This is a genomic window from Aeromonas sp. 1HA1, assembly GCF_029237385.1.
GTDB classification, from domain to species: domain Bacteria; phylum Pseudomonadota; class Gammaproteobacteria; order Enterobacterales; family Aeromonadaceae; genus Aeromonas; species Aeromonas popoffii.
In genome coordinates, this window is the sequence record NZ_JAACGC010000084.1 from 1 (window position 1) to 15,617 (window position 15,617).

Here is a 15,617-nt window from a genome sequence, read left to right on the forward strand (position 1 = left end):
GCCGCACGATGAAGAGCAAAAGTTAGCATGATCGTTACCATGTTCGGGAGTCACATAGGAGATCAGATCCTGGAAATCGGGAAAAGTGCCAATCAGTTCACAATATTTGTGTATAAGAGTCAGCCCCTCCCCTGTAAAACGCCTTCTTGCCGATGGCCACAATACCTCTCACTGTCACGGTACCGCCGGGCAGGCGCGCAGGGTTCTCGGCTTTCGGGCAAAAGAAAAGCCCCGAACGGCGAACCGTTCTGGGCTTGAATTGGGGAGTGCTAGCCAATAAAAACACTGGCCGACTGTAGGGAGATGCTAACGCTGAACAGAGTTAAATTCAACCTGTAGCAGTAGTAAGCTTCATTATCCTCAAAATATTAGCCTTACTGAATAGAAAAACGAGCCACTTATAGTGACTCGCTATAATTTACCGGCCTACACTAAAGCATGTTGCAATTCATCTTTCTTTTCATTCTTCGAAATCGAAGTGGCTTCCAAAATTGCTACTGTGCAATGATTCCCATCAATAAGGCTATTCGCGTAGAGCGCAGTTGACATAGGGTCTGCCTTGCTGCGACTAACCGCTTTAGTTGTATCCTGGCCAGAATAAATAACATGTAACTCATCATCAATTAGCTCCCATGCACAGATACTGGAGCTATCAACGCTTAACCATGGCTTGGTTACTTTGATAACGGAAGAAGTTGGACTAAAGTCCAAATAGCTATCTTTTGTGCCCGCGATCTTGTAATAAAACTGTGTTTTACTGTCTTTGTATTTTACCTGTTCAAATTCAACAGCTTCATTCTCAGAGCCATTTCCGTAAAAAGCATCATGTCCCTTGTTCATTTTTACATAGCCGAAGTCTTGACCTTGGAATGTCAGCTTGAGGATTTTTTTTCCCATTTTTAGAGCGCCTTATATAAATGTCGAAACGTCTGATGGATGATGGATGATGAAAATAATGATACTCCGTGCCGCTATAATAAAATGAACAACTCAATCATAATCATCGCGCACTCACAAGCTATCCTAGCCCCTCCCAAACATCTAGTGACACATTCAACACTAGATAATGACGCGCGAGCCTACTACCAAAAAAATACAAAGAGATTAGTATATTAATCAGCAAGTTATATTTATGAGAGCATAAGTAAACTCACCTTTATCAGCAACAGCAGGAATAGGACAAACGGCTATTAACGGGCTTGCGACAGACTCATCGCCTGATAAGCATTGATTTTAGTATCACGCAGCCGATTGACCGTGACAGTGGCCTGCTCCGCTTGCTGCTTCTTGGTCGCCTGAGGCGCCACATCTCAAAGGCAGTCTTCATTCTGGCGGGATTCTCAAGCAGACCATCGAGCTTGCCATGTTGGTTTGCCTTTTGATGAACTGCAGTCGGTCAGGATCACCACCTAAAATGGTGTCCGGAATGACCAAGCCACTACAGAATTAATTTATCCTCTCGCAACAGCGCTTCCCACAGGTCAGCTGTACCCTGATACGTATCAACAGCTTTATAATGAGTCGTTGCATGTAATTGAGCGTTACGCCCAAGTCGAATGACCACATCTGGCATAGCATTCAGTGCCACCAATACTCGAGCAAGATCATCAGAGTCGTTTGGATGATATTTACAGCAGTTCACACCATCAATCAGGTGCTGATCCCACCAGGCACCATCAGTTGGGATAACCACGCATAATCCTGCCGCCATCGCTTCCAGAATGGAGAGCCCAAAAGGTTCTTGATGACTAGTAGAAACAAAAATACCACATTGAGATCTTATCTCATCAAGATTATCAGGACTTGAGTACCAGCGGGTATCTGGCAACTGGGGCTGGGGCTGACTGCATGGCAGACGTGTTCCCATTGGCTGAAGATAGCAAACTATCAACTCTGGACGGCAGCTAGATATCTGTTGATGGGCGGCCAATATTGTTTCCAATCCCTTCCATTTCAGCAAGGACGCTGCCCATAATATACGAGCACCTCCCGATGTCGTCGTAGGCCAATCAACGTCACTCAAACCATTTATAAATGACTTCCAATGTGATGGAAAATCAGTTTCGCCAAGCCTAAGTATTAACGCCTCCAAAGAGCGACGTGTACTTTCCAGATAAAATACAAGATTCGCACGCTGCAATGCTCTGGCTGAGAGGCCAGAGCAACCCACAGGCCCATGGATCATCTGCACCACCCGACACTGCAACCAGCGGGCAGCCCAGTAACAGCAGAGATCGACCCCGGGCCCTGATGCTGCCAGCAAGCACTTGACCGCCCCCAGACGCCATGCCAGCCACAGAATAGCCATGGTCTGACACCCCTGCTTGAGCAGATAACCCAAGCCTGACTCCCGCCCTTTCAAGAACGGGGGAACCCAAAGCTTGTGATGTCGACAATGAGCCCAGGAAGCCGGGTCCTGAGTCAGCACATGAAATGTCATCTCCGGCATACGTTTGGCTAACTCGTCGAGTAATACTTCAGTCGCCACCTTGGATCCACCACGAAAGGGGATGGGATCAACCACGACAATCTTTCCTGTCACTGTCTTCATCTGTGTTGTCATCTTTTTGCTCCCCCCTCAATTTGATAAATTTCGGGTGCCAATACCAGCCAACATCCTCACCCACAATCTTCGTCCTCTAGCGGCAAGCCGTCGCCCAAGCCAACGTAGCATCCGTTGATAAGGAAACTGACTCGCACTAGCCCAGCGCCCAGCCAGCGCGTCAGTCCATACCTCTGTTATCTTGTCGACATAAATCTCCACAGTGAAGAGTCGCTCTGCACGTTGCTGCCCAGCATGACCCATTGCAGATCGAAGCGAAGGGTTGCTCAACCTCTGCCAGTGCCCAGCCATCTGGATCCAATCTCCCGGTTCAGCCAGCAGCCCATTAACCCCGTGTTCAACCACCTCAGGGATCCCCCCCACCCGGTAGGCACTCACCGGCAGCCCCAGCATGCCCGCCTCGGCCAAGGTAAGACCGAATACCTCTTCGCGAGCACCAGACACCAGGAGATCCACTCCCCCCCGCAAAATAGCGGCGCTATCAGAACGCTCGCCCAGAAAGTGCACCCGCTCCGCTACCCCGAGCTCGACCACGAGTGCCTCCAAGGCTAGTCGTTCAGGACCGCTACCAATCACCAGAAGTTGTACCTCTTCCCCTGAGTTGACGAGTTCTGCCAGAGAGCGGATCAGTAAATCGATCCCCTTTCGTTTGATGAGCGACCCTATCGTGGCCAGAATCAGCCCCCCGGGGGGCAGCCCCAACATGTCGAGCACAGGCCAGCGAGATCCACTGTTGAGACGCTCACCATCCACGCCATTGGGAATGTGGATCAGGCGAGCATGCTCGCAGCCATCCTCTCGCCAAGCGGTCAGCACCGGCTGGCTCACCCCGATCAGTACATTGGCTTCGTGTACCCGTAAGGTGAACCTGTCTCTGGGTTGATAACGGGCATGCAGATGGCACACCAGTGGCACGGCCATCTCCCGGCACACCCCGGCCAACCACTGGCAGGGGGCGGCGCTGTTGGCGTGTACCAACGTGACACCATGTTCACCTATCAGCGCCCTCGCCCGTTGGCACAAAGCCCGATGAGCGGCCAAATCGAAACGGGGAGCCTGCCACCCGAGCAGCAGAGTAAAGGGCTCAACCACAGTGTTCACCCCGAGGCGGGCCGCTTCATCCGCCAACCTCTGGCTGTTGCACCAGAGCAGAGGCGCAAAACGGCTGCGATCGAGGTGAGCCAGCAGATCCAGCAGGCAGCGTTCGCTGCCGCGGATCCAGTCCTCACCGTAGTGAACCAGCAAAATGGGGGTTGCACTCATTATCCTGCTCCCTTGTCGTTTGTGTCCTGTACCACAGCGGCCGCTTCCCTGGCCTGTTGGACGTATTTGATGGCGGCGACAGCCAATGCCAGCTCCAGATAGATGGGCCAGGTAAACCCTTGGGTCAGGAAGGACCCCGAAATAACAAATCCCACCATGCTGGCCATCACACCCTGCATGGCAGTGATCACTGCAGGAGGCATGCCAGCAAGCTGACAACGCCAACAACTGCGCAGCGTCACTGTGACCATACCAATAAACAGCGCCAGGCCGACAAATCCGGTTTCCGCCAGTACCCCGAACCAGGTGGAGTGCACTGCATGGTTGAGGCCATCCCAGTGGGGACTGTAGAAAAAGTAGTTGTAATAGAAGTTGGAAAGCCCCACCCCCACCAGCGGATGGCCTAACGCCATGCCCCAGGCAGCTTGCCAGGCGTAGATCCGCCCCATGGCGGAGGCATCGACCCCACTCTCGGCCGCACCACCAGATGCCCTATCACTGATCCCTGCGGCGGCAAACAGCACCAGCAACGCCAGGGAACCACAGAGGATCAGCACGGTTTTAGACTTCACCCGCTGCCAGGCAAACAGGCCACAGACCGCACAAATGCCCAGCAAGCCCCCCCGGCTTTGAGTGGCAATAATGGCGGCGGCCACCAGCACGAACCCCAGCGCCCCAAGGGCCCGCCCTGCCACGCCGTTACCCTGATTGAGCAGCAAGCTGAGCGAGAAACCGGCAGGAAAGAGCAACACCAGCGCCAGATCGTTAGGATCCCCCAGCACAGAGCCAAGCTCGCGGCCAATGGTCACCCGGGTTTCCTCCACCAGCCCGATCCCGCTCGCCTTGTTGGAGAGTGCCACCAGCGCCACCAGACAGCCCGCCACCACGAACACCCTCACGGCCAGGGCAAAATCCCCCGGGGTGCGCACCAGCCAGGCGGTCGCCAGAGTCATCAGGTAGATCTTGCTGTAACTGCCAGTCCAGGTGGCAATCGCCTCGCCCCGGTTGCTGGCGAACAGTACACCGATAGACACCATCACAAAGAAGGCCGTCAACCAGCTCAGGGGCTGGCTCCAGTAGGGTTTGATCCGCCCGGTCAGCAAAATGTGCCAGACCAGGGCGCCAATGGCGGCCAGCGAGAACAGCAGCGGTATCTTGAGGGGATAGAGCTGGGGAAACACCTCATGCAGACGAAAGAAAGAGAAGGTGACAAACCCCAGCACCATCAAAAATGGCCAACGCAGGGCGAACCAGATAGCAGGGATAGCCAGGCCAATCACCGGCATCAGCAGGGGATGAGGCAGACGCCACCAGAGCCCAGCCACCAGCAGGCTGACGGCTAGCCCCCACAGTGCATGGCTCAGGCGACCCATTGCCCTGCCCACCACTGACCCAGCCACATCATGGCCAACGACCCAGCGCTACTCGCCCAAAGCATAGAGAGGCGATATGGCAACGGCAGCAACCGCTGGCTCACCAGATAGAAGGCCAACGCCCGCACCATGTAGACCAACAGCAGGGTCCAGATCACCCCGCCCACCCCGAACTGCGGGATTGTGAGCAAAAAGCCAGCCACGCCAAGCGCACTGCAGCCCAGATTGATGAACATTTGCGCCTTACTCTCCTCGCCGCTGAAGCAACCGACATTGAGCAGATCGGAAACATTGCGCACCGCCATTCCCAACACTAACAACGGGATATAAGCGATGGCCCCGTGATAGCTCTGCGGAGTGAGCCAGTGAATGAGCAAGGGAGCCGTGAGACCGACCACCCCGGCAGTGGCAAAACCCAACACCGACCCCAACACGCTGTAGTGCGCATTGAGGCGCAAGCCATCCGGTTCCTTGAGCAGCATGAAGCGGCGGGGATACCACCAGAGGGCAAAGGGCTGCAGCAAGAGCCCCACCGCCAGCGCCAGCTTGCCGGCCACCGCATAGTAGGCCAGCAGAGTCTCGCCAACCACATCTGCCAGCAACCAGCGATCCAGCCCGCTCAGAGCAAAGCCAGCCAGCCCGCTCACCACCAGTGGCATACCGTAACGCATCAGGGGACGATAGGATTGCCAGTCAAAGCGGATCCCGCTATCTCGCCACTGCCACAGGCTGAGCAGCAGAGCCAATGCTATGCAGGTCAGGGTGCCGGAGGCAAGCACCCCGCTCACACCCCAGCCCAACCAGAGCCACCAGCCCGTCAGCAGGGACTGGATCACAGCCTTGCCAGCCGTGACCACAAAGAAAAGGCGGGCCTGATTACGCATCCGCAGCCACGCCAGCGGCACCCCGATCACCCCCTCGAACGGCAGGGCACTGAGCACCCAGCGCACATCCGCCAAGCGGGTCTCCGCCGGCAGCAGCCGCTGTACCTGCGGGGCCAGCAACCAGAGCACCACCAGACTGGCCAGCGCAATGACCCATACCAGGCCAAACACCCGCGCCACCACTTGTTTACGTTCGGCGTCGTTCTGTGCCATGCCAGCGAAGCGGTAGAGGGCGTCCACCAGACCGAAGCCGAGAATGAGTGAGCCCAGATTGATGATGGTCAGCAACACCTCCAGCTGGCCATACTCGCGAGGCAGCAACTGATGGGTCAGCACCGGCAGCATCAGCAGGGAAATGCCCTTCATCAGCAGTAATCCGACCGCGTAATAGAGCATGGCTATCTGGTTCACACCAAGTTTCATAGGGCCTCCCAGCCACCAGGCAACACGCCCTGGGTCATGTACCGCCGATGCAAAGGGCACGCCAGACAGCATATATGACGATAATCCCCTGTTTCCCTGAATCCTACACTCACAGCAAAGCATATTAGGTCCAAAATGAGACTGTTATTTGCGTTTTGCAGCACGGATAGCGCAATTTGCATATCCCCCTGCCACGCCCACCACCATCAGCCCCTCATCTGCAGGACGCGCCCGATTGGCGCGATCCATGCTAGTCCCTGACAGGTCGGCCAAACGGCAGATGAGAATAAGGAGACGACACAATGAACAGCATCAGCATGTACCGGATGAAAGCGTGGGCCAAACAGGGCGAGTCGGCGCAAGCCCGCTTTGTATGGCGGTTCGCCAAGGGCGCACGCAGCTGGTCCTTTCCACTGGTTCCTCCTCTTCATCGCCTGCTTTATCGCCTCTACAAGTTGGGCAGCCAGAGCCTCTCGACCCTGACCCGTACCTTTTGGTGGACACCGCTGTTCCAGTCACGCCTGAAAGCGCCCGCCCCCCGCCTCTATCTTTATGGCGGCATCCCCTTTATCAGCGGGCCCGTGTCAATCCAAGTCGGCTCCGACTGCCGCCTCAGTGCCGCCATGACCATCAGCGGCCGCCCGTCGAGCAAGGATCCGCAACTGACGATCGGCAACAATGTCGGTATCGGTTGGCAGACCACCATTGCGGTGGGTAGCAAGGTGGTATTGGGGGATAACGTACGGATCGCCGGGCGTGCCTTTCTTGCAGGTTACCCGGGTCACCCGCTGGACGCTCGGGCCCGGGCCCAGGGCCTGCCTGATCAGGACGAGCAGGTGGGCGACATCGTCCTGGAGCAAGATGTCTGGCTCGGTACCGGTGTGATGGTGATGGCGGGTGTCACCATTGGAGCGGGCACTGTGGTCGCCGCAGGCAGCATAGTGACCCACAATCTACCTGCCGGAGTGCTGGCCGCCGGGGTACCAGCTCGGGTACTACGCCCTCTCGACACTCAAGATAGCCACGACATCCTCGCGGCCCCCACTCTCACAGAGGAGAACCGGACATGATGCAACCGACAGCACAGCCACAACTGGTGGTTCTAGGCGAAGATTGGGGCCTGCACCCCTCCAGCACCCAGCATATGATCAAGCGCCTGCTGCCGGACTATCAGGTGCTCTGGGTCAACTCCATCGGCATGCGCCGCCCCCGCTTCAATCTGCACGATCTTGGCCGCCTAGGGCGCAAGCTGGGGGCCGTGCTAGGTCTCTCGGCCAAGCGGGAAGAGGCGGTACAGTCACACCAGGCGCAACCACGCCCCAAGGTGCTGCCTCCGCTGGCGCTGCCCCTGCCCGGTAGCCGCCTGGCGGGCAGAATAAACGGTCACTGGCTTGCCGCCCAGATCCGCCGCCAATTGCCCAATCTTGACCGTCCTCTACTCTGGATCTCGCTGCCCAGTGCCGTGGATCTGGTCGGCAAGCTCGGCGAGCGCGCGGTGATCTATTACTGCGGCGATGACTTCTCGGCACTGGCAGGCGTCGATCATGATGCCATTGCCCGTTGTGAGGCCAGACTGGTTGAAAAAGCGGATCTCATCCTGGCCGCCAGCCCGGCGCTGGCCAGCCGCTTTCCTCCCCACAAGACTCGACTGCTGAGCCACGGGGTCGATCTCGATCTCTTTATGCCGCCCCAACCGCGCCCGACGGATCTGCCAAGTGGACGCCCCATCGCCGGTTTTTACGGCAGTCTGAGTGACTGGATCGACATCCCTCTGTTAGCAGAGACAGCCCGCGCCCTACCCCACTGGGACTTAGTGCTGATAGGGCCGCAAAAGACCGACCTCAGCGCCTTGGTGGGAATACCCAATATTCACCTGCTCGGGCCCAGACCTCACCACACCCTGGCCGCCTATGCCCAACACTGGCAGGTTAGCCTGCTCCCCTTCGTCGACAACGCCCAGATCCGTGCCTGCAACCCCCTCAAGCTGCGGGAGTATCTGGCGGTAGGGCGGCCCATCGTCAGCACCGACTTTCCGGCGCTCGATGATTATCGGGAGCTGGTGCACTTGCCCCGCCCCGGTGACAATCTTGCCCAGGCAATCAACCGCGCCGCCTTTGATGAACACGGTCCGGACTGGTTCCAGCGCCATGAGTGGGAGACGCTGACCCACTCCCAGGGATACCATGCCCGTCAGCAGACCGTGGCAACACAAAGCTGGGATCATAAGGTCGATGAACTGAAAACCTGGCTGGCAGCATTGATATGACAGGAGGGGCGGGAATGCGAACTCGCTTGCCATGGATCCCTTGGCTACTGCTGGCACTGTTCCTCATCGGCGGGGAGCCTGTGATGGCAGCGAGCCATCTGGCGGGGCTTGTCCCATTGCCACTGACTGGCGACAAGACGCCCCAGCGCCTCACCTTCGGCACAGTCCCCTGGCCCGTCGGTGGAGATGATGAACTGGTGATCGAAGGGCATAATCCCTATTCGCAGACCCAGACGCTCATCCTGCGGGCCGATGACGCGGCGTCAGTCAACTATCGCAGCCGGGTCAATCTGGAGCGGGCCATTGCCCCCGGTCCTTTCACCCTGCGCTTCGCCCTGAGCGACTGGCGCACCGCCCAGCCCAGAGCCCTGGCCCTCGACAAGCTGACCAAACTCTATCTTTTTATGGCCGACGGGGCGCCTCAGCTAACAATTCACCGTTGGTACTGGGAGCCAGGATTAACACTGCCCACCGGCACGGTTGCCCTCGATCTGGGGGCGGCCGATGCCCCCCGTTTTACCGGTTTTGAAACCCTGGCTCCGGGCGATCCCCGTCTGCTTGGCCACCCCACCCCCATACTGCGCCCCTCCGGCGATGCCCTGATCCGCGATGGCCTGCGCAATCTGGACGGGGTGCGACTGGAGGTGGCCAAGGGCCGCTACCAGCTCACCCTCTGGCTGGATGATCCCGGCGAGTGGGAATACCTGCCCCACCCCTTCGAGCGCAGTGTACTGGTCAATGATGAGCCCATCTGGGCCGAGCAGTGGCAACCGCAAGAGTGGCTGCGCCAGCGCTACCTCGCAGGGCAGTCCCGCGAGGCACTGCCAAACCCGGATCCCTGGCTGCTGCTTGGCGCACCTCAGGGGGGGCCCGTCCATGTCACCCTGAACCACCCCGGCGGCCCGCTCACCATTACCCTGGTGGGCCACTCACCGGATGCAAAATACCTGGCGGGTGTGCTGCTCGCCCCCTATCCGGCGCCCACCGGCCTGGCCGACACCCCGGTCGTGGCGGGTCACCCGCGCCACGTCATGCTGGCCAATGCCACCGCCCGGGTGCTGGCCAAACAGCGCCAGCTGTTTTTGGAAAAGTGGACGCTGGCCCCCTCTCGGCCAGCACCAATCCCGGAGAAGCTCAGCCTCACGCCGATCCCGGATGCTGCCCTGACCCTCCAGATCACACCAACGTCGCCCGCCCACGCATTGCAACAAGCCTCACAACCTGTGCTGGCCGCCCGTGGCAGCCAGCTGCTGCTTGAATTTGCCATCCACGCGGCGACGGATGATCCTGCACCCTTGCTGGTGATCACGCCGCCCGAGACAGCAGGCACACGGCTGGCGCTGACCCCCTATTACAGTCAGTGGCATCTGGTTCGCCCCCAGGCGAGCGGCACCCTGCTGGCCCCCTCGGATCAGGAGCTGGTCGAGGGGGTGGCCGGGCTCACCCTGCAGGCAGGGGTGCCACGGCGTCTGGTGCTGCACGTGACCATCCCCCGCAGCGCCCCTGCGGGTCGCTATCAGGGCAATATTCAGCTGCTCAGCCAACAGCAACTGGTGCAGTTGCCACTGACGATCGAGGTACTGCCGCTGACCCTGCCTGCGGCCAGTAAACCGGTCGGCATCTACGTCGAAGCGCCCCCCTACCTAAGCTGGCTCACGCCGGATCCCAAGCCCTTGCAACAACAGCTTGCCGCGGCGAGTCGCTGCGATCTGGAGCGGCTCGCCCGGCTCGGGATTAGCGGGCTCTCCCCGGCCCTGCCACAGGATGAGGCGGGCATGCGTGACATCATGGGAGAAGCCGCCGGACTTGGCTTTATTCCCCCTCTGCTTGCCTATACCCCGCTCAAACGCTGGGGAGGCGATCCTGCCAGCCAACTCGATCAGTGGCAGAGGCGGCAACAGGCACTGACTGCCAGCGGTTTGCCACCCTTGGCCTGGAGCCTGTTTGATGAGCCGGATCTCGCCACCCTGCCCGCCATCACTGCGATGGCCCGGGAGATGAAGCGCCGGGATCCGGCGGTGATCCGGGCTGGCCACTTCAACCACCCCGGTCAGGTTGCACTGTTGGCAGAAGTGGAGATTGCCCTGATCAACGCAGGCTTTGGTGCCGACAAGGTCGATGTGGCGCGGGTCAGGGCCGCCGGGGCCACCCCCTGGTTCTACAACCTGGGCACCCCGAGAGCCGCCGGTTTTTACCTCTGGCAAAGCGGGGCTGAGGGCTATCTGCAGTGGCATGGCCGCATGCCCACCGCCCTGCCTTATGACCCCACCGACGGACGGGAGAGCGACTTTATGTTGCTGGGTCCGCAAGCCTGCGAAGCCCATCGTCTCTCCCATGACCTTCTGCTGCTTCAGCAAGCCATCGAGGATCTGCGCTGGCTTGCCTGGCTCGAGCAGGAAGCCCGTTACCAGGTCGATGCCGCCCTGCTGCTACAGCGTCTGCGCGATCAGGTGCCAAGCCGCTGGCAACTGGCCGAGCAGTTGCCAGCCAGAACCTGGATACAGTGGCGCCAGGAGATTGAACAGCTAGCCAAGCGATTGAAAACATTGCAAACTGGTGCCAACTCATCTTCCTGAAGTGACTGCGTATGGCCAACCAGATCCCACGTTGCACCTGTCGGGGCAGACCACTGCCCCGATGGTTGCCCCTCATGCTGCCGCTGCTGATGCTCGTCGGTTGCGCCCGTCAGGAGCCGGTCAATGAGGCCATGCCCATCCTCAACCAGTTGCGGGATCAGCAGTTGGCCGAACAGCCCCAGTTGCAGCTGCAGTACCAGCAAGAGCAGACCCTGCTGCAGGCTGATCAGGAGCAGCAGTTGCATCAGTTTCTGGGACTCAAGGATCCGGCCCGGATCGCCCTGGTGAGCGGCCCCGGACTGCAAACAGACATGCTGGAAAGTGCGCGGATAGCGAGCGTACGGCTGACGGCCCTGACCCACTTGCTGGCCTCTCGCGCCATTGAACTGGAACCCCGTTATGACCCCATGCTGGCACCCAACACCTTGCTGATCCGCATTCTGCCGAGCGATGAACAGGCGCCAGTCATGCCATCGGCGGCGCAATGAGCACGAGGCAAGCCGTCGGCAAGGCGACGCGATAGAGGGGATAGGGGGTCAGCCCCCACAATTTACGCCAGCCCTGAGTGAGGCGGTATGAGAGCAGCGGCGGGCTCTGGTGAAGCTGGCCTAAAAACATCACCCCCTGACTCATCCCCTCTCCCGCCAGCGTCACTGACATCGCCTCGCGATCCGGCGCCACCAGCATGGCCTGCAGCGTCCCGTCACATTGGGGATGCACCAGCTGATAGCTGACATAAGTGCCACCCAATACCGGCGTGGCTGCTCGCATCCGCCATCCCAGCTGGGCCAGCTCCATCAGCATGGGTTTGGCCCCTTCATTGACCACCCGGTTCTGATAGCGCCACCCCATGGCCGCAGCACTGGCCAGCGCCACCAGCAACAGCAGCAGGTATCCCCTAGACATTCCCGCCATAGCGCCCCCTCATAAACAGAATGGCCAGCACCAGCCGCATCACATTGACCACCCGTGTCTGATAGCGCCATCTCATGGCCCCAACACCGGCGGCGGCACTGGCCAGCGCCACCAGCAACAGGTATTCCCTAGACATTCCCACCATGGCGCCCCCGCATAAACAGAATGGTCATCACCAGCCGCATCACATTGACCACCCGTGTCTGATAGCGCCATCTCATGGCCCCAACACCGGCGGCGGCACTGGTCAGCGCCACCAGCAACAGGCATCCCCTAGACATTCCCACCATGGCGCCCCCGCATAAACAGAATGGTCATCACCAGCAACATGATGGCCCACTGATAGAGCTGGGCCAAACTGCCGGTGTGCAGCCAGCCATACCAGCGCAGATCCAGGCTCATCAGCACCAGCCGTAACTGATTGGCCCCGATATAGAGCAGGCAGACCAGCAGCAACATGGGCCACTGCCGGTATAAGGGACGTTCCGGCGCCAACCAGCAGCTGGAGATAAGCCAGGAGAGGGCGACCAGATAGAGCTGGGAAAAGGAGGAACACCCCTTGAGCACGATCAGGGCATGACCCCCCAACCGCTCGATGCGATTGCCATCCCAGCGCGTTTCCCACCCCAGCAGTTGCAACCACTGGCTAACCCCCCAGGCATCGAGCGCCAGCACAGGGCCGGAGAGCAGGGCAAACACCTGCTGCCCCCATAACACGGCCACGGTGAAGGCGAGCACGATCTGCAACACAGCCCGTTCATCGGCACTCTGGTGACGGCGCCACAGTGTGGCCACCAGCAGCAGACAAGCCAGCGCCTTGAAACTGGCGCTGGGGATCAAGATCAGCAGGATAAAGAGGGCGAGCGCAAGCGGGTGCACGCGCCAGCTTGGCGCAACCCGCGATGCAATTTGCCACCAGATAGCAATCAGCAACACCACCAGCACGTTAAAGTGACCCATATTGAGCCACACCATGCCCCACTGATTGGCCAAGCCAAGCAGCAGCCAGTTGGGTGCCCACTGCCAAGGACGGATATCCATTGCTACTCCTGCCCGTTATCACGTGTCTTATCTGGTATCGCAAGTTCCATGCCTGTCCCGATCAGGTCAGTTAACAAAGATGGCACGTTTTATTCATTCATCCTGCTGGCACTACCGCCAAGGAGAAGGAGTGAGCGATGAAACTCAAACCGTTGGCAGGGCTGCTAGGGATGGTACTGGTGACCTCCCCCGCATACGCCTTGACCCAAGTCGATACCGAACTGCAACTGCTGATGGATGTGTCTGGCAGTGTCACTTCATCGGAATTCAATCTGCAGTTACAAGGCTATGTGGACGCCTTTTATAACCAGGATGTGCAGAGCGCCATCCTCGATACCAGTGGTGGCAAACTCGGGTCCATCGCCGTGCAGATGGTGATGTGGAGTAGCAGCAACCAACAAAGAACGATGACCGACTGGTTTCATCTCTACGACATGACCTCCATCAATAACTTCGCCGCCACGCTGGATAACCTGGTGCGCCCCTATGCGGGGATGACGGCCCCCGGTTCGGCGATGGCCTTTGGTGCCCAGCAGTTTGACACCAACAACTACACCGCCGCCCGGCAGGTGATGGATGTGTCAGGAGACGGGATCCAGAACAACGGGCTGGATACCTCCACCGTGCGGGATCAACTGCTCGCCTCCGGCATCGATACCATCAACGGCATCACCATAGGTCAGGACTATCCCGACGGGGTGCTGCAAGAGTGGTATGTGGAGAACGTGGCGGGCGGTGAGGATGCCTTTGTGATCAACGCCACTACCTTCGCTGACTTTGGCAGTGCCCTGCAGCTCAAACTGGCGGCCGAGATTGAAGGGGGCATCATTCCGGAAGGCGCGCTGGCCGCCCCCATCGAGGAGATCCCGCTGGCCGCCCAGCTGTTGCTCGGCATGCCGCTGCTGCTGGCATGGCGCTATCAAAGGCGCCGGCAGCACACCAACGGGCAGCTGGCGCCCGCCATCGGCTAGTTCGTCACCCCGAGTGCAGCGATTAGGGAGCCATGGCTCCCTGATTTTTTGGCGTAATCATGGCTATCGGCTGGGGCTCTACAACATCTGCTTTGAATACCGCACGTACCCAATCAGAGAACAATAGCCAAAGACTGAATCGGCTTATCAGCCATGATATTTTATTTACCTCATTAGATGCCTGTGTTACTAGCAAATCTGGCAAGAAAATATTGTTCTGATTATTTTTTCGTTATCTTAGGCACAAGAGGATGTCCCGCCTACTGTGTCACTTCAGCTTGATTTTTTAGGTGTTGGTGATTTTCTCTTGTTGAATTCATCTGGATGTAATTGGACTATCTTAAATTGATAAATAGACAAAGCATAGTTAAGTCTTTGTAATAGACTATCTAATTTTTTTATTTCATCTTCTTCCAGATAAAGAGCTTCTCTGAATCGCGCAATAGGCATTCTTACGTCATGGTCATCAAAAGGTTTAATGGAATACGTTAGATACTCCATTTCCTCCTCATCAGAGTGGCTTACTACTTTATCTCTTAACCTTATAATCTTATTTTTCAGTTCTAATTCCTCTGTAGAGAATTCAAACCCTATCAATGATAAGTCTAATTCCTCTCGCCCTTTTCCCACTTTGAAAGGCCGAGCAAATGAAACAATTAAGGTAGTTTCAAAACATCTAAATCGCCTAAGATCTATATGGCTGTATTTCTTGTCATACTCACACTCTTGTATTAGAAAAGTCACAGCAGATAATGCTTGTTGAAAATCCCATCCTGAATAGATAACTCTGTGTGAAAGTGAACTAACTTCATTGCTCATGCCCCCCCCTCTAAAAAAACCTACGCCAATTCAATATAACAAACAACAACACATTTAATTAAACACAAAAAACTATAATTAAGTTGGTATTGGCACTCCCCCTATGATGGTTTCTGTCAAACGTTGTTCAACTTCACTCTGTCAGCATTTTTTATAAAACGAGGGCCGTAGGTTCGATTAGCGAAGCGTAATCAGACGTTCGCGATCTTTCTGTAATATGTATTTTTAACTCGCCAAAACCCTCCCATCTTGCCACGTCTCCGCCACCCAAAACTCACTATCGAACAGGAATTAAAAGTCACCGTTTGGTGACGTACTTGCCACATGAGCTGAGAGTGTGACCGCGAGCGTCCGATTACGCCTACCGGCTAATCGAACCTACGAGCTTGACTTGAACGTAAGCGCCCCTGAATCAGCACCTGTTTTTACTGAGATCACCTCGGCACACTGAAACCCATCGTATCTACGTTGGGATTTCCGCTATGACCACTCAAGAACGCGTTGATTTTTGGCAGCGCCAGAT

The 15,617-nt window shown here is 57.5% G+C and carries 15 protein-coding genes; 5 read left to right on the top strand and 10 right to left on the bottom strand.

Going from position 1 to position 15,617, the window contains the following annotated elements; translation table 11 throughout:
- Positions 1-426 precede the first annotated feature (426 nt).
- From GWQ22_RS18740 to GWQ22_RS18760, 5 genes are all read right to left on the bottom strand, one after another.
- Positions 427-897, bottom strand: a complete 471-nt coding sequence (locus tag GWQ22_RS18740) for a hypothetical protein (RefSeq protein WP_042034152.1) — start codon at positions 895-897, stop codon at positions 427-429.
- Between the two features lie 541 nt (positions 898-1,438).
- Entirely contained in the window at positions 1,439-2,563 is a 1,125-nt protein-coding gene (locus tag GWQ22_RS18745) for a glycosyltransferase family 4 protein (RefSeq protein ID WP_275931250.1), read from the bottom strand.
- A gap of 15 nt (positions 2,564-2,578) precedes the next feature.
- Positions 2,579-3,826, bottom strand: a complete 1,248-nt coding sequence (locus tag GWQ22_RS18750; RefSeq protein ID WP_212514922.1) for a glycosyltransferase family 4 protein — start codon at positions 3,824-3,826, stop codon at positions 2,579-2,581.
- The gene (locus tag GWQ22_RS18755; RefSeq protein WP_275931251.1) at positions 3,826-5,199 is read right to left on the bottom strand and encodes an O-antigen ligase family protein; all 1,374 of its coding nucleotides are present in this window, start codon (positions 5,197-5,199) and stop codon (positions 3,826-3,828) included. Before GWQ22_RS18755 ends, GWQ22_RS18750 begins: the two co-directional genes overlap by 1 nt.
- A complete protein-coding gene (locus GWQ22_RS18760) occupies positions 5,187-6,506 on the bottom strand; it encodes an oligosaccharide flippase family protein (protein ID WP_042034149.1) in 1,320 nt (439 codons plus the stop codon). Before GWQ22_RS18760 ends, GWQ22_RS18755 begins: the two co-directional genes overlap by 13 nt.
- Positions 6,507-6,808: 302 nt before the next feature.
- Between GWQ22_RS18760 and GWQ22_RS18765 the strand changes: the two genes are divergently transcribed.
- The 4 genes from GWQ22_RS18765 (at position 6,809) to GWQ22_RS18780 (ending at position 11,836) form a co-directional block, all read left to right on the top strand.
- Positions 6,809-7,576: an acyltransferase gene (locus GWQ22_RS18765; RefSeq protein WP_212514925.1), complete on the top strand. Its 768-nt coding sequence runs from the start codon at positions 6,809-6,811 to the stop codon at positions 7,574-7,576.
- Complete coding sequence (locus tag GWQ22_RS18770) at positions 7,573-8,772, top strand: glycosyltransferase (protein WP_275931252.1); 1,200 nt, start codon at positions 7,573-7,575, stop codon at positions 8,770-8,772. Before GWQ22_RS18765 ends, GWQ22_RS18770 begins: the two co-directional genes overlap by 4 nt.
- 83 nt (positions 8,773-8,855) lie before the next feature.
- On the top strand, positions 8,856-11,348 hold the full coding sequence (locus GWQ22_RS18775; RefSeq protein WP_345893646.1) for a hypothetical protein: 2,493 nt from the start codon (positions 8,856-8,858) through the stop codon (positions 11,346-11,348).
- A 74-nt stretch (positions 11,349-11,422) separates the two neighbouring features.
- The gene (locus tag GWQ22_RS18780; RefSeq protein ID WP_275931254.1) at positions 11,423-11,836 is read left to right on the top strand and encodes a hypothetical protein; all 414 of its coding nucleotides are present in this window, start codon (positions 11,423-11,425) and stop codon (positions 11,834-11,836) included.
- Here the strand turns inward: GWQ22_RS18780 and GWQ22_RS18785 are convergent.
- Genes GWQ22_RS18785 through GWQ22_RS18800 form a run of 4 tightly spaced genes read right to left on the bottom strand, consistent with a single transcriptional unit; the run spans position 11,814 to position 13,304 of the window.
- A complete protein-coding gene (locus GWQ22_RS18785) occupies positions 11,814-12,263 on the bottom strand; it encodes a hypothetical protein (RefSeq protein ID WP_275931255.1) in 450 nt (149 codons plus the stop codon). The two genes, GWQ22_RS18780 and GWQ22_RS18785, sit on opposite strands and share 23 nt — an antisense overlap.
- Positions 12,247-12,399, bottom strand: coding sequence for a hypothetical protein (locus GWQ22_RS18790; protein WP_275931256.1), 153 nt, complete (start codon positions 12,397-12,399; stop codon positions 12,247-12,249). The genes GWQ22_RS18785 and GWQ22_RS18790 overlap by 17 nt, the downstream gene beginning before the upstream one ends.
- Complete coding sequence (locus GWQ22_RS18795; protein ID WP_275931257.1) at positions 12,392-12,544, bottom strand: hypothetical protein; 153 nt, start codon at positions 12,542-12,544, stop codon at positions 12,392-12,394. The genes GWQ22_RS18790 and GWQ22_RS18795 overlap by 8 nt, the downstream gene beginning before the upstream one ends.
- Positions 12,537-13,304, bottom strand: coding sequence for a hypothetical protein (locus GWQ22_RS18800; protein WP_275931258.1), 768 nt, complete (start codon positions 13,302-13,304; stop codon positions 12,537-12,539). Before GWQ22_RS18800 ends, GWQ22_RS18795 begins: the two co-directional genes overlap by 8 nt.
- Positions 13,305-13,441: 137 nt before the next feature.
- On the opposite strand from GWQ22_RS18800, the gene GWQ22_RS18805 reads away from it, so the two are divergent.
- Positions 13,442-14,275: a DUF1194 domain-containing protein gene (locus GWQ22_RS18805; protein ID WP_275931259.1), complete on the top strand. Its 834-nt coding sequence runs from the start codon at positions 13,442-13,444 to the stop codon at positions 14,273-14,275.
- 273 nt (positions 14,276-14,548) lie between these two features.
- On the opposite strand, the gene GWQ22_RS18810 is transcribed toward GWQ22_RS18805, so the two are convergent.
- A complete protein-coding gene (locus GWQ22_RS18810; protein WP_275931260.1) occupies positions 14,549-15,094 on the bottom strand; it encodes a hypothetical protein in 546 nt (181 codons plus the stop codon).
- Positions 15,095-15,617: the final 523 nt, after the last annotated feature.

Excerpts from the sequence above, each read along its gene's own strand:
- GWQ22_RS18755 (WP_275931251.1), bottom strand. The coding sequence starts at position 5,199 with ATGGGTCGCCTGAGCCATGCACTGTGGGGGCTAGCCGTCAGCCTGCTG.
- GWQ22_RS18765 (WP_212514925.1), top strand. The coding sequence starts at position 6,809 with ATGAACAGCATCAGCATGTACCGGATGAAAGCGTGGGCCAAACAGGGC.
- GWQ22_RS18745 (WP_275931250.1), bottom strand. The coding sequence starts at position 2,563 with ATGACAACACAGATGAAGACAGTGACAGGAAAGATTGTCGTGGTTGAT.
- GWQ22_RS18770 (WP_275931252.1), top strand. The coding sequence starts at position 7,573 with ATGATGCAACCGACAGCACAGCCACAACTGGTGGTTCTAGGCGAAGAT.
- GWQ22_RS18760 (WP_042034149.1), bottom strand. The coding sequence starts at position 6,506 with ATGAAACTTGGTGTGAACCAGATAGCCATGCTCTATTACGCGGTCGGA.
- GWQ22_RS18740 (WP_042034152.1), bottom strand. The coding sequence starts at position 897 with ATGGGAAAAAAAATCCTCAAGCTGACATTCCAAGGTCAAGACTTCGGC.
- GWQ22_RS18810 (WP_275931260.1), bottom strand. The coding sequence starts at position 15,094 with ATGAGCAATGAAGTTAGTTCACTTTCACACAGAGTTATCTATTCAGGA.
- GWQ22_RS18750 (WP_212514922.1), bottom strand. The coding sequence starts at position 3,826 with ATGAGTGCAACCCCCATTTTGCTGGTTCACTACGGTGAGGACTGGATC.
- GWQ22_RS18790 (WP_275931256.1), bottom strand. The coding sequence starts at position 12,399 with ATGTCTAGGGAATACCTGTTGCTGGTGGCGCTGGCCAGTGCCGCCGCC.
- GWQ22_RS18785 (WP_275931255.1), bottom strand. The coding sequence starts at position 12,263 with ATGGCGGGAATGTCTAGGGGATACCTGCTGCTGTTGCTGGTGGCGCTG.
- GWQ22_RS18800 (WP_275931258.1), bottom strand. The coding sequence starts at position 13,304 with ATGGATATCCGTCCTTGGCAGTGGGCACCCAACTGGCTGCTGCTTGGC.
- GWQ22_RS18775 (WP_345893646.1), top strand. The coding sequence starts at position 8,856 with ATGGCAGCGAGCCATCTGGCGGGGCTTGTCCCATTGCCACTGACTGGC.
- GWQ22_RS18795 (WP_275931257.1), bottom strand. The coding sequence starts at position 12,544 with ATGTCTAGGGGATGCCTGTTGCTGGTGGCGCTGACCAGTGCCGCCGCC.
- GWQ22_RS18780 (WP_275931254.1), top strand. The coding sequence starts at position 11,423 with ATGCTGCCGCTGCTGATGCTCGTCGGTTGCGCCCGTCAGGAGCCGGTC.
- GWQ22_RS18805 (WP_275931259.1), top strand. The coding sequence starts at position 13,442 with ATGAAACTCAAACCGTTGGCAGGGCTGCTAGGGATGGTACTGGTGACC.